Origin of the sequence: Streptomyces sp. NPDC002773 (genome assembly GCF_040295605.1) — a bacterium.
In the GTDB taxonomy this organism is placed as follows: Bacteria; Actinomycetota; Actinomycetes; order Streptomycetales; family Streptomycetaceae; genus Streptomyces.
Genome location: NZ_JBEOVO010000011.1, coordinates 113,865 through 126,708 on the forward strand (window position 1 = coordinate 113,865; position 12,844 = coordinate 126,708).

11 protein-coding genes are annotated in these 12,844 nt (G+C 70.7%); 9 read left to right on the forward strand and 2 right to left on the reverse strand.

Features of this window, described 5'->3' with window-relative positions; translation table 11 throughout:
• Window positions 1–88 precede the first annotated feature (88 nt).
• From ABT034_RS16420 to ABT034_RS16430, 3 genes are all read left to right on the forward strand, one after another.
• Window positions 89–1,174, forward strand: a complete 1,086-nt coding sequence (locus ABT034_RS16420) for a substrate-binding domain-containing protein (protein ID WP_351215606.1) — start codon at window positions 89–91, stop codon at window positions 1,172–1,174.
• Window positions 1,175–1,273: 99 nt separating this feature from the next.
• Window positions 1,274–2,059, forward strand: coding sequence for an ATP-binding cassette domain-containing protein (locus tag ABT034_RS16425; protein ID WP_351215717.1), 786 nt, complete (start codon window positions 1,274–1,276; stop codon window positions 2,057–2,059).
• Window positions 2,056–3,318 carry a sugar ABC transporter permease gene (locus ABT034_RS16430; RefSeq protein ID WP_351215608.1) on the forward strand — a complete coding sequence of 421 codons (1,263 nt, stop codon included), beginning with the start codon at window positions 2,056–2,058 and terminating at the stop codon, window positions 3,316–3,318. The genes ABT034_RS16425 and ABT034_RS16430 overlap by 4 nt, the downstream gene beginning before the upstream one ends.
• Window positions 3,319–3,323: 5 nt before the next feature.
• Here ABT034_RS16430 and ABT034_RS16435 read toward each other — a convergent pair whose 3' ends face one another.
• Window positions 3,324–4,988, reverse strand: a complete 1,665-nt coding sequence (locus ABT034_RS16435; protein WP_351215719.1) for a BCCT family transporter — start codon at window positions 4,986–4,988, stop codon at window positions 3,324–3,326.
• Between the two features lie 288 nt (window positions 4,989–5,276).
• On the opposite strand from ABT034_RS16435, the gene ABT034_RS16440 reads away from it, so the two are divergent.
• On the forward strand, window positions 5,277–5,960 hold the full coding sequence (locus ABT034_RS16440) for a GntR family transcriptional regulator (protein WP_351215610.1): 684 nt from the start codon (window positions 5,277–5,279) through the stop codon (window positions 5,958–5,960).
• A 173-nt stretch (window positions 5,961–6,133) separates the two neighbouring features.
• Window positions 6,134–7,516 (forward strand): amidohydrolase family protein, encoded by a 1,383-nt coding sequence (locus tag ABT034_RS16445; RefSeq protein ID WP_351215612.1) that lies wholly within the window; start codon window positions 6,134–6,136, stop codon window positions 7,514–7,516.
• 68 nt (window positions 7,517–7,584) lie between these two features.
• Here the strand turns inward: ABT034_RS16445 and ABT034_RS16450 are convergent, their stop codons facing one another.
• Window positions 7,585–7,959 (reverse strand): VOC family protein, encoded by a 375-nt coding sequence (locus ABT034_RS16450; protein ID WP_351215614.1) that lies wholly within the window; start codon window positions 7,957–7,959, stop codon window positions 7,585–7,587.
• Between the two features lie 406 nt (window positions 7,960–8,365).
• On the opposite strand from ABT034_RS16450, the gene ABT034_RS16455 reads away from it, so the two are divergent.
• The 4 genes from ABT034_RS16455 (at window position 8,366) to argB (ending at window position 12,830) form a co-directional block, all read left to right on the forward strand.
• A complete protein-coding gene (locus ABT034_RS16455) occupies window positions 8,366–9,946 on the forward strand; it encodes a pectate lyase family protein (protein WP_351215615.1) in 1,581 nt (526 codons plus the stop codon).
• A 193-nt stretch (window positions 9,947–10,139) separates the two neighbouring features.
• Entirely contained in the window at window positions 10,140–10,859 is a 720-nt protein-coding gene (locus ABT034_RS16460; RefSeq protein WP_351215617.1) for a beta-glucanase, read from the forward strand.
• Window positions 10,860–11,005: 146 nt separating this feature from the next.
• Window positions 11,006–11,737, forward strand: coding sequence for a hypothetical protein (locus ABT034_RS16465; RefSeq protein ID WP_351215619.1), 732 nt, complete (start codon window positions 11,006–11,008; stop codon window positions 11,735–11,737).
• 148 nt (window positions 11,738–11,885) lie between these two features.
• Window positions 11,886–12,830, forward strand: a complete 945-nt coding sequence (argB, locus tag ABT034_RS16470; RefSeq protein ID WP_351215621.1) for an acetylglutamate kinase — start codon at window positions 11,886–11,888, stop codon at window positions 12,828–12,830.
• The last annotated feature ends 14 nt before the right edge of the window (window positions 12,831–12,844 follow it).

Here is a 12,844-nt window from a genome sequence, read left to right on the forward strand (position 1 = left end):
GACGCTAATGTCGATATATGGCTACATGCGCATCTTGGTTGCCGCGCCCCCGCGGCGGCGGGGTGGGGGCGTACGGAAGGAGCCTCCCATGATCCGTACATTGCGTGGCGCGACAGCCCTGGCCGGAGCGGCGGCCCTCTGTCTCGGAGCGGTGGCGACCAGCGGGGCGCAGGGCTCGGCGTCGGCGGCCCAGGGCGAGGTGAGGATCGGCCTGCTGCTGCCGGAGAGCAAGACCACGCGGTACGAGAAGTTCGACCGGCCGTACATCGAGGCCAAGATCAAGGAACTGGCGCCCGACGCCCAGATCGACTACTACAACGCCGCCGAGAGCGCCACCACCCAGCAGCAGCAGGTGAACACGGCACTCGCCAAGGGCGACAAGGTCCTCATCCTGGACGCCGTGGACGCGAAGTCGATCCAGTCGTCGGTGCAGAAGGCCCGTGACGCGGGTGTGAAGGTCGTCGCCTACGACCGCCTGGCGCAGGGACCGGTCGACGCGTACGTCTCGTACGACAACCGCAAGGTGGGTGAGCTCCAGGGCCAGGCGCTCCTCGACGCGCTCGGCGACAAGGCCGGGAGCGGCGAGATCGTGATGCACAACGGGTCGCCGACCGACCCGAACGCGGCGGAGTTCAAGGCCGGTGCGCACTCGGTCCTCGACGGCAAGGTGAAGATCGGCAAGGAGTACGACACGCCGAACTGGGACCCGAACAACGCCAACCAGCAGATGTCCGGTGCGATCAGCGCCCTGGGCAAGGACAGGATCGTCGGTGTCTACTCGGCCAACGACGGACTGGCCGCCGGCATCGCCACCGCCCTGAAGGCGGCGGGCATGAACGTGCCGCTGACCGGCCAGGACGCGCAGCTCGACGCGATCCAGCGGATCCTGCTCGGCACCCAGACGATCACGGTCGAGAAGCCGTACAAGCCGGAGGCCGACATCGCGGCCACGATGGCCGTGAACCTCGCCGAGGGCAAGCCGATCCCGGCCGACCTGACGCCCACCACCGTCACCAGCGGCAGCGGCGAGAAGGTTCCCGCCAACCTCCTGACCCCGGTCGTGGTCGACAAGGGCAACATCAAGGACACCGTCGTGAAGGACGGCCTGTACACGGTCAAGGAGATCTGCACCCCGACGTACGCCGCGGCCTGCAAGGCGGCCGGCCTCCAGTAGCCGCGCGGTCTTCCATCCCGGTGGGGCGGAGCGGCCCGTGCGAACGGGCGAGCGGAGGAGGCGGTTCCGTTGCCGGAGTCACCTGTGCCGGAGTCACCGCTGTCGGGGTCACCTGTGCTGACCCTGCGGGGGATCTCCAAACGGTTCGGCGCGGTCCAGGCGCTGAAGGGGTTCGACCTGGACGTGCACGCCGGTGAGGTGGTCGCGCTCGTCGGTGACAACGGCGCCGGCAAGTCCACCGCCGTCAAGGCGATCGCCGGGGTGAACCCGCCCGACGAGGGCGTCATCACCTGGGAGGGCCGCCCGGTCTCCATCCACCGGCCGCACGACGCCCAGAACCTCGGGATCGCCACGGTCTACCAGGACCTGGCCCTGTGCGACAACCTCGATGTCGTCGCGAACCTGTTCCTCGGCCGGGAGCTGCGCCGCTTCGGCGTGCTCGACGAGGTGCGCATGGACCAGCGTGCGCGCGAACTCCTCGACACCCTGTCCATCCGCATCCCGAGCGTCCGCATCCCCGTCGCCTCCCTCTCCGGCGGTCAGCGCCAGACGGTGGCGATCGCGCGCTCGCTGATCGGCGCGCCGAAGGTCGTCATCCTGGACGAGCCCACGGCCGCTCTGGGCGTCGAGCAGACCGCCGAGGTCCTCGACCTGGTCGAGCGGCTGCGCGGGCAGGGCCTCGGCACCATCCTGATCAGCCACAACATGGTGGACGTGATGGCGGTCGCGGACCGGATCGCCGTGATGCGCCTCGGCCGGAACAACGGCTTCTTCGACAAGCGGTCCACGTCCACCGAGGAGATCATCTCCGCCATCACGGGCGCCTCCGACAGCGCCGTCACCCGCCGCCAGGCCCGTAAGCGGGAGGAGGGCGAGGAGCGATGAGCCGCGACCGCGACGCCCAGGAGCCGGCGCCCGGTGCCGTGCCCGCCGTCGACACGCGTCTCCTCGTCCGGGAGGAGGGCCTCAAGGGGTACGTGGGCGAGTTCCGGCGCAAGCTGCGCAGCGGTGAGCTGGGCTCGCTGCCCGTCGTGCTGGCCGTGATCATCATCTGGACGGTCTTCGGCAGTCTGAACAGCACGTTCCTCTCGGCCCAGAACCTCTCCGACCTCAGCCAGCAGATCGTCGGCACCGGCATGATCGCCGTCGGGATCGTCTTCGTGCTGCTGCTCGGCGAGATCGACCTCTCGGTCGGCTCGGTCAGCGGGCTCTGCGCCGCGATCTTCGCGGTGCTCAACGTCCTGAACGGCATGAACGAGTGGTTGGCGCTCCTGGTCGCCGTCGCGGGCGGGGCGGTCGTCGGGCTCATCCACGGCTTCTTCTTCGCGAAGGTCGGCGTGCCGGCGTTCGTGGTCACCCTCGCGGGCAATCTCGCCTGGAACGGGCTGATGCTCCAGGTGCTCGGCACCAGCGGCACGGTCAACATCCCGAGCGAGAGCGTCGTGTCGAAGCTCTACTCGACGATCTTCCACAGTCCGGCCGCCGCCTATGTCACGGCGGCCGTCGGGGTCGCGCTGTTCCTGGCGGCCTCGCTCCTGGACGCCAGTCGCCGCCGGGCGGCCCGGGTGCCGTTCCGGCCGGTCGCCGAGATCGTGCTGCGCACGGTCGTCATCGCCGCGCTCGCCTTCGCCGCCGCGTACATCCTCAACCGGTACCAGGGGCTGCCCCTGGCACTGCTGATCTTCCTGATCCTGCTGGTGCTCCTGGACTTCGTGCTGCGGCGCACCACGTACGGCCGCCGCATCTTCGCGGTGGGCGGCAACATCGAGGGCGCGCGCCGGGCCGGTATCAGCGTGCCGTTCGTCCGGATGTCCGTCTTCTCGATCGCCGGGACCATGGCGGCGATCGGCGGCATCTTCCTGGCGGGCCAGATCCAGTCGGCGAGCCAGACCTCCGGCGGCGGCAACCTCCTGATGAACGTCATCGCCGCCGCCGTCATCGGTGGCACGAGCCTCTTCGGCGGCCGCGGCTCGGTCTGGTCCGCCCTGCTCGGCGCGCTGGTGATCGGCTCCATCCAGTCGGGCATGAACATCATGGGCGTCAGCAACGCCGTCCAGTTCATGATCACGGGCTCGGTCCTGCTCGCGGCCGTGGTCGTGGACTCCCTGTCCCGCCGGAGCCAGAAGGCGGCCGGCAGGGCGTGACCGGGCTACTTCGTGGTGTCCGTGGGGCCGGGGCCGATGCGGAGTTCGAAGTCGCCGTCGTACTGCTCGTGGCCCGCGATCACGGCGAGTTCGACGACTTCGAGTCCCACCTCACCCCGGACGATGAGCGGGTCCTCGCGCAGGTCCCGCATCAGTGCCACGCACATGCCGATCATGACGAGACCGAACGGCGCGGCCACCAGGATCGTGAGGTTCTGCAGGCCGGCCAGGGCGTCGCCCTGGCCGTCGCCGATGAGGAGCATGATGGCGGCGACCGCTCCGGTCACCACGCCCCAGAACACGACGACGGGGCGGGTGGGCTCGAAGGCGCCGCGCTGGGAGAGCGTGCCCATGACGATCGAGGCGGCGTCCGCGCCGGACACGAAGAAGATGCCCACGAGGATCATCACGAGGAGGCTCATCGCGCCGGCGATCGGGAACTGCTGCAGCACGCCGAAGAGTTGGCCCTCCGGGGTGGTCTCCCCCGCGAGTTCGCCCTGTTCGCTGAGCTTCATCGCCGTACCGCCGAAGACGGCGAACCACACCAGGCTGACGGTGCTGGGCACCAGGATGACTCCGCCGACGAACTGGCGGATGGTCCGGCCCCGGCTGATCCGCGCGATGAACATCCCGACGAAGGGCGTCCAGGAGATCCACCAGGCCCAGTAGAAGACCGTCCAGCTGCCCAGCCATTCGTGGATGTCGGCGCCGCTGGTCGCCTCGGTGCGGCCGGCCAGCTGCGGCAGGTCGCCGATGTACGCGGCGAGCGAGGTGGGCAGCAGGTCGAGCACGATGATGGTGGGGCCGGCCACGAACACGAAGACGGCGAGCACGGCGGCCAGCACCATGTTGGTGTTGGAGAGCCACTGGATGCCCTTCTCCACACCGGACACGGCGGAGAGGACGAACGCGGCGGTCAGGACCGCGATGATGGCGACGAGCAGCCCGGTGCCGGTCTTCTCCATCCAGCCCAGTTCCTGGAAGCCGCTGCCGATCTGGAGCGTGCCGAGGCCCAGCGAGGCCGCCGAGCCGAACAGGGTGGCGAAGATGGCCAGGATGTCGATGAACCGGCCGGGCCCGCCGTACGCCCGCCGCTCGCCCATCAGGGGGACGAAGACGGCGCTGATCGTCTGGCGTCGGCGCCGCCGGAACGTGGAGTACGCGATGGCGAGACCCACGACGGCGTAGATCGCCCACGGGTGGAGCGTCCAGTGGAAGAGCGTGGTGGCCATGGCGGTCTGCATCCGCTCGGCCGAGTCGGCGGGCTGGGTGCCGGGCGGCGGGGTGGCGTAGTGGGCGAGCGGCTCGCTCACGCCGTAGAACATGAGGCCGATCCCCATACCCGCGCTGAACATCATGGCGATCCATGACACCGTGCGGAACTCCGGGCCCTCGCCCTCCTGGCCGAGGGTGATCCGGCCGTAGCGGCTGATGGCCAGCCAGAGCGCGAAGACGACGAAGCCGGACGCGGCCAGCATGAACGCCCAGCCGCCGTTGGTGATCAGCCCTTCGAGGAGCGTGCTCGACGTGCTCTCCAGGCTGTCCGTGGCCGTGGCGCCCCAGACGACGAAGGCGACCGTGAGGACGGCACTGACTCCGAACACGATCCGGTCGGTACGGGCGCGATGATGGTGGTCGGGGCGGCGGGGCAGGTTCGCCGTCACCGACAACCGGCGTTTGCCGCCCCGCTCGGCGCCGTCTCCGCGGCCCTTCGGCCTCTCATCCTCCTGCAACAGATGGCACCTTTCACTGCGGTACGACGGTACGGAACGACGCAATCTCGGCATGGCGCCGTATATGTGGTGATGTCCTGGTAAGGCAGTACCACAGTCGAGGCCGAACTCCGGGGACCAACAGACCTCCACGGCCTCACCGACGGCCGCCGGCGGGCCGACGTATCCTCGGGCCCCGGGGCTCCCCCGACGCGGGGCGGAAGAGGACGGAAGAGGTCGGCACAGGTGGCGGACGCACAGGGGACCGGCTCGACGACCGGGGGCGGCGGTTCGGTTCCGCTCAGTACGCGCGCGCGTGAGGCCGTCCTCCAGCGGATCGTCGACCGGCGGTACGCACAGGGGGCCCGGCTCGTGGAGCGGGAGGTCGCCGAGGAACTCGGCATGTCCCGCGTCCCGGTGCGCGAGGCACTGCGCGCCCTGGTCGCCGAAGGGCTGCTCGAACTGCTCCCGCACAGCGGCGTCCGCGTGCGCCGCCTCGCCCGCACCGACGTGGAGCACCTCTACGAGGTGTGGGAACCGCTGGCGGTCCAGGCCTCCCGGCTCGCCGCACGAGCGCGCGCGGCGGGTGACACCCTGGGCATCTCCGCCCTCCGGGCCGCGCTGCGACAGGCCGAGTCGGCGGCCGCAGAAGGCGAGGGGACGCGCGAGGTGGCCGCCCACACGGCGTTCCACGAGTGCGTCGTCGCCATGTCGGGCAACCCCCTGCTCGCCCGCACCATGGAGCAGCTGAGCTGGCAGTTGCGGCTCGTGTTCGGGCTGCGCGAGGAGCCCGAACACATGCGGGCCCAGCACGCCGAGATGTACCGGCACATCGAGGCGGGGGACATGGAGGCGGCCGCGGCGAGCACGCTGCTGCACGTGCGGCACAGCAGGGCGGTCGCCCTGCGGTCCATGTTCGGCGACACCTGACGTCTTTTCGTATACCAAGGAGCCTGTCCACGCATCCATGCGTGACATCGCGGGGCTTGGTAAGGGCATTTGTGCAGGGAGGGGCGGTCAGTCTTGTCGCTCGACTGCAGTTGGTATACAAAATGAAGACCCCCCAGCCCGCTCTCCCCTCACCCACCCACACAGGAGCCCCCGTGCAGCCCTCCTCGTCCTCCCCCGGCGCGGTCTCCCGCCGGTCCATGCTCGCCGGTGCCGCCGCCCTCGCCGGTGCGACGGCCACCGCGGCCGCCTCGGCCGTGCCCGCCCAAGCCGTGGCGGCCTCTGCCGCCACTTCCGCCTCCGCCTCCGCTACCGCTTCCGCCGGCGTGGCGGCCTCCGCCGACTCGGGGCGCCGGGCGCGGGCCGTGGTCTTCCGTGACGTGCGCCTGTTCGGGGCGGCGAGGGCCACGGACCTCGTGGTCGTCGACGGTCGCGTCTCGGACGGCCCCGCGCCGCGCGGTGCGAAGGTCGTCGACGGTGGCGGCCGGATCGCGCTGCCGTCGCTCGTGGACGCCCACATCCACCCCGACAAGACGACGTGGGACGGGTCCTGGGTGTCGCGCCGACCGGCGAGCGGCATCGCCGACTACGTCGCCCAGGACGTGGAACTGTTCCGCAGCCAGCGGCGCCCCGTCGCGGAACGCGCGTACGGGCTGATGTCCCACGCGGTCTCCCGGGGCACCCGGGCGATGCGCGCCCACGCCGACGTGGCCCCGGCCTACGGTCTGGCCGGGGTGGAGGGTGTGGCGGAGGCCCGGGAGCGGCTGCGCCACGCGCTCGACGTCCAGATCGTCGCCTTCCCGCAGCACGGCGTCGTCCGCACCCCGGGGACGGCGGCGCTGCTTGAGAAGGCCGCGCGCGAGGGGCTGATCGACATGATCGGCGGCATCGACCCGATCGGTTTCGACGACGCTCTCGACGAGCAGCTCGACGTGGTCTTCGGCATCGCGGACCGCCACGGCGTCGGCGTGGACATCCATCTGCACGATCGCGGCGAGAAGGGCATGCAGGCCATGCGCGGCATCGTCGACCGGACGCGCGCCCTCTCCCTCGCCGGAAAGGTGACGGTCAGTCATGTGTTCTGTCTGCCCGGCCTGTCGGACCGCGAGCTCGGTTCGATCGCGGCCGACCTGGGTGAGCAGGACATCGCCCTCACGACGGTCTCACCGTCCGACTCCCTGGTCCTGCCGATCGCCCGCCTGCGGGAGCACGGGGTGCGGGTCGGGCTCGGATCCGACGGCGTGCGCGACTCCTGGAGCCCGTTCGGCAACGCCGACATGATGCACCGCGCGCACATCCTGGGGTGGGTGACGGACGTACGCCTCGACGAGGAGCTGACGGGCTGTTACGACGTGGCGGCGCACGGCGGTGCGGACGTGATGGGTCTCCCGCACGCCGACTTCAGGGCGGGCGCCCCGGCCGACTTCGTCCTCGTCCGGGGTGAGTGCCTGCCGCAGGTCGTCGTGGACATGCCTCGCCGGGACATGGTGGTGCACGGCGGTGCCGTCGTGGCGCGTGACGGGGAGTTCGTCGGCTGAGCGTCGCCGAGCCGAGGACCGGCCGGGCGCCCCACGGGTGCCCGGCCGGCCGTCTTGGCCCACGAGGTCTACAGGTACGGCCGCGTGATCAGCTCGAAGGCGTGGCCGGCGGGGTCCTTGAAGTAGACGCCCCGACCGCCGTGGTCGTTGTTGGTCTCACCGGGACGCTTCATCTGCGGATCGGCCCAGTGCTCGATCCCCTGGTCGCACAGCCGCCCGTAGGCGCGGTCGAACAGCTCGTCGTCGACGAGGAACGCGTAGTGCTGCATCTGGATCTCGACCGGGGGCTCGGCGAACTGGATGAGCACGCCGTCGGCGAGCTGGACGTTGAGGAAGGGGCCCCAGGACGGTGCTTCGGGGAGTTCCAGCAACTCCCGGAAGAACTTCGCCGATGCGTGGCGGTCCTTGGCGGCGATGATGGTGTGGTTGAACGTGACTGCCATGTGGATGACCTCGCTGTTGATTCGACACGGAGAAGGACTCGCAGTGCGTGAGCACTGGGGAGGTCCGCGTGCCGAACCGAGGGGGTGCTTGGGGCGCACCCGCTGAGCGATCAGTCGTCCACCGGATGGCCCGTCTGTGTATGGCGTCGAGTCGCCGGTCCGGTGCTCACGTCGAGCGACGCTACTTGATCAAGGGCGGAGTGACAAGGGATCGGGACTGCCGGCCGTTCCGTCTCCACCCTTGCGCGAACCCTTGCCACGCTTCGGGGGGCACCCTATCGTCCCGGGCAGAAAGCGCTTTCCATCCGTTCATGGGCGCCTCCCCCGAGGCTGCCCGTGGACGGTTTCTTCTGGACCGCACGGCGTACCGACCCCCTAGCGTGCAAAGACGAGAAGGACGGCGAACATGAGACGACCAGTCGCATTTCGACTCCACGCGGCAGCGGCCGCGATGGCCCTGGCGGCCGCTGCCGGAGTGGTGATCTCGATGCCCCAGGCATCGGCCGCGACCGGCGGCGCCACCGGTTACGCGACGCAGAACGGCGGGACCACCGGCGGCGCGGGCGGACAGACGGTGCGGGCCACGACCGGCACCCAGATCCACGCGGCCCTGTGCGGCCGGGCCAGCAGCAGCACCCCGATCACCATCGAGGTCGAGGGGACCGTCAACCACGCCAACACGGCCAAGGTGTCGGGCACCAGCTGCAACACGGCGGCCGGGGTGATCGAGCTCAAGCAGATCAGCAACGTCACCCTCGTCGGCGTCGGGGCGGGCGCCGTCTTCGACCAACTCGGCATCCACATACGCGAGTCGAGCAACATCATCATCCAGAACGTGACCGTCAAGAACGTGAAGAAGTCGGGCTCGCCCATCTCCAACGGCGGGGACGCCATCGGCATGGAGAGCGGCGTCCGCAACGTCTGGGTCGACCACGTCACCCTGGAGGCCTCGGGCGGCGAGTCGGAGGGCTACGACGGCCTCTTCGACATGAAGGACAACACCCAGTACGTGACCCTGTCGTACAGCATCCTGCGCAACTCCGGCCGCGGCGGCCTCGTCGGTTCCAGCGAGACGGAGCTCTCGAACGGTTTCATCACCTACCACCACAACCTGTACGAGAACATCGACTCACGCGCGCCCCTGCTCCGCGGCGGCATCGCGCACATGTACAACAACCACTACCTGCGGATCAACGAGTCCGGCATCAACTCCCGGGCCGGGGCCCGCGCCAAGGTGGACCACAACTACTTCGAGGACTCCAAGGACGTCCTGGGCACCTTCTACACGGACGCCGCCGGGTACTGGCAGGTCAGCGGCAACGTCTTCGACAACGTGACCTGGTCCGCCCGCGGCACCGACAACAATCCGGCCGGCCCGGACCCGCAGTCCAACACCACCGTCGCCATCCCGTACGGCTTCACCCTCGACGCCGCCGGCTGCGTGCCGGACGTCGTCGCCCGAACGGCCGGTGCCGGCAAGGGACTTCAGGTGTCGAACGGCAGCTGCTCGCCGCAGACGCCCACCCCCGCACCGACGGCGACGTCCACGACGCCCGCACCGACGCCGACCGCCACCACGCCCGTTCCCACCACGCCCACGCCCGGGCCGACCCAGCCGGGCGGGACCAACCTCAGCATCGGGGCCGGCTCCGACGGTTCCAGCAAGGCCGACGGTACGAGCTACGGCAACGTACGGGACGCCGACCTGAGCACCTACTGGTCGCCGGCCGGTGCGACCGGCTCCGTGTCGGTCAAGTGGGGCTCCACCACCACCGTCTCCTCCCTCGTCATCCGCGAGGCGGCGGGCGCGACGGGCGCCATCGGGTCCTGGCGGGTCCTCAACGGCGACACCGGAGCGGTTCTGGCGTCGGGCAGCGGCGCGGGCGCCATCGCCGTGCCCCGTACCGCGCTGAAGAAGATCACCTTCGAGATCGTCAGCTCGACCGGCACCCCCCGGGTCGCCGAGTTCGAGACGTACGCCGGATAGCGCCGCCGCCGTACGGTGCGTCGCTCGCCGGTGCCTGGTCGATCGGGACGGCGTGAGCCGGTGGCACCGGGGGGCGCGCTCGGCGACGCCCCGTGACGACTTGTCGCCAACGGGCGGCCTGCCGCGTACGGGCGGTGCACGGTGGGCAACATCCTTCGCATGCCGGGCCATACCCGTGCGAAAGGAGCACGCCATGCTGTCCGACTTCTTCGACCGGCTGCGCAGACGCGGGGGAACCGACCCGAGCGGACCCGCACGGTCACCGGGGACCCTCGTGCTCGACGCGGACTTCTCCTCCGCCGAGCAGTGGGCCGCGGGCCGGACCTGGGCGTATCCCGACGGCGGGCCGACCAACCCGGGCGACAACAAGCTCGACCACCTCGTGGAGGACCCGTCGTACAGCAGGTCGGGCACCTTCCGGGCGACGCGCCGGTCCGACGGCAACTGGGACGCGGGGCTGCTCACGACGGAGGGGAGCCCTGAGGGCTTCCTGGTGCGGGCGGGCGACGTCCTGGAGGCGCGGGTGCGGCTGCCCGTGGAGACCGGCGCCTGGCCGGCGATCTGGACCTGGCTCGACGGCGGGCAGGAGATCGACGTCTTCGAGTACCACCCCGACAACCCGGACCTGCTGGAGCTCTCGAACCGGATCCGGGGGCGCCACCACTACTTCCGGGACCCGGCCGTCCAACCCGGGGCGTGGGTCGACTTCCGGGTCGAGCTCGGCGCGCGCAACGTGGTGTGGTGGGTCAACGGCGCTCGGGTCTTCGACGACCGGCGCGGGGTGGGGCGCTCCTGGCGGGCCCATCTCATCGTGAACCTGTCGGTGTGCGCGGGCCGCTACCACCCGGCGCCGGACGCCGGCACGTCGGAGATGTCGTACGAGGTGGCGGAGTTGCGCGTGTACCGGGGTTGACCGTGTCCGGTACGTGCCGGCGGTGATCGTCCTCGATCAGGAACACGAGGGGGAGGCGGGCCCTCGGGGTGCGGGCGTTGCGTAGGCTCCGACGGAGCGTTCCGCGCGCCCGCACCGGGCCGTCCGCACGACGAGGAGGTCTCCCCATGAACACCGCCGACGAGGGACGGCAGCAGCTCGACGCGGCCAGTGTGCTCAACGCCAAGAGCACACTGCTCCAGCTTCTCGCCCGCGCGGGGGTCTACACCGGCGACGCCGAGGAGCTGATCGGGCTCGTCGAGGCCGGTGCCCTCGCCCTCGCGCACACGGAGCTCGGCGGCGCCGGGCGGAGCGCGCCGGCGGAGAAGGGGGAGCTGTACGCGTCCGGCTGGTCGGACGGCGCCCGGGCCGTCACCGACGAACTCGGGGCCGTCGCCGAGCAGGCCCTGGTCCGAGCCGTCACCTCCGGGCCTTCGGCTTCCTCCCCCGACGAGCGTTCCCCGGTCGGGCGGGCGGAGATGGAGCGGGCCAAGGTGGCGGTGACGCCGCTCTATCTGTCGTTCGCCGCCGCCTCGGACCTCGATCCCGAGGTGACCGAGCAGGTGCTCGGTGCCGTCCTCCGTACGATGAGCCCCCGACAGCGGGCCGCGTATCCGGGGCGGCTCACGGAGTTCGCGTCGGCGCACCGGGGGCAGCTTGAGCGGCTGTACGCGGAGTACGGGCCGGGCAGCCCGATCGCGATCCACGGCCGCTACTCCCTCGTCCACTCCGCCACCAGCGTCGCCGTACTGGAACGCCTCGCCGTGACGCCGTCGGCCCTGCACGAGGAGTGGGACGCGGCCGAACTCCCGCCCGCGTGGCTCGACGGCCTGACGACGGCGTGGGGCTCTCCTGCCTGAACGCTCGGTGTCAACTCGCCTTACGAGATGAACAGTTGACTGCGATTACCCGAAGGGCGGGCGCAGGTTGGACAGTTCCACCTCACGCGAGCTTAGGTTAGGCTAAGTTAAGTCGCTGTGTGTCGACTCATGAGCGAGGGGAACGGCGATGAGGACGCTCGACGGGCAGCGCACTGCCGGTGCCGGTGCCATGGAAGCCGTGTCAGCCGAGGCAGCCGCGGACACGGCGGAACAGCTGTCCGCCCCGGACGGGGCGCGGGGCCGGACCGTCGTCATCAAGTGCGGTGGCAGCACCCTGGTGGACGCCGCGCTCCGGCGGTCCTTCGCACAGGACGTCGTCGAACTGCGGCAGGCGGGCCTGCACCCGGTCGTGGTGCACGGCGGCGGTCCCCAGATCAGCGCGATGCTCGACCGTCTCGCCCTGGAGGTCCGGTTCGAGGCGGGGATGCGGGTGACCACGCCGGAGGCCATGGACGTGGTCCGTATGGTCCTTACCGGGCAGGTGCAACGGGACCTCGTCGGCGCCATCAACGCCCACGGGCCCTTCGCCGTCGGCATGTCGGGCGAGGACGCGCACACGCTGACCGCCGTACGCCGCCCGGCCTGGGTGGACGGCACGGCCGTCGACATCGGTCTCGTCGGCGACATCGTGACCGTGGCGCCTGACACCGTACGGAACCTCGTCGCCGGAGGCCGTATCCCGGTCGTCTCCCCCGTCGCGCGCGGCACGGACGGGCAGATCTACAACGTGAACGCCGATCTCGCGGCCTCGGCCCTCGCCGTCGCCCTCGGCGCCGACCGGCTCGTCATGCTCACGGACGTCCCCGGGCTGTACGCGGACTGGCCGCGGAGCACCGAGGTGATCCCCCGTCTGACCGCCGGCGAACTGGACGCCCTGCTCCCCGGACTCGCGGGCGGGATGCTGCCGAAGATGGAGGGCTGTCTGCGGGCGGTCCGGTCGGGGGTCGGCCGGGTCCACGTCCTCGACGGACGTACACCGCACGCCGTTCTCCGGGGCGTCCTCACCGAGGAGAACCCCGGCACGACGGTGCTGCCCGGCGACGCGCCGCACGACGAGAAGGCCCTCGTCTGACCGTACGGCCCTCG

What these genes read in the sequence shown, in the direction of transcription:
- ABT034_RS16420 (WP_351215606.1), top strand. Translation starts at nt 89, where the DNA reads ATGATCCGTACATTGCGTGGCGCGACAGCCCTGGCCGGAGCGGCGGCC.
- ABT034_RS16430 (WP_351215608.1), top strand. Translation starts at nt 2,056, where the DNA reads ATGAGCCGCGACCGCGACGCCCAGGAGCCGGCGCCCGGTGCCGTGCCC.
- ABT034_RS16450 (WP_351215614.1), bottom strand. Translation starts at nt 7,959, where the DNA reads ATGGCAGTCACGTTCAACCACACCATCATCGCCGCCAAGGACCGCCAC.
- ABT034_RS16455 (WP_351215615.1), top strand. Translation starts at nt 8,366, where the DNA reads ATGAGACGACCAGTCGCATTTCGACTCCACGCGGCAGCGGCCGCGATG.
- ABT034_RS16460 (WP_351215617.1), top strand. Translation starts at nt 10,140, where the DNA reads ATGCTGTCCGACTTCTTCGACCGGCTGCGCAGACGCGGGGGAACCGAC.
- ABT034_RS16465 (WP_351215619.1), top strand. Translation starts at nt 11,006, where the DNA reads ATGAACACCGCCGACGAGGGACGGCAGCAGCTCGACGCGGCCAGTGTG.
- argB (WP_351215621.1), top strand. Translation starts at nt 11,886, where the DNA reads ATGAGGACGCTCGACGGGCAGCGCACTGCCGGTGCCGGTGCCATGGAA.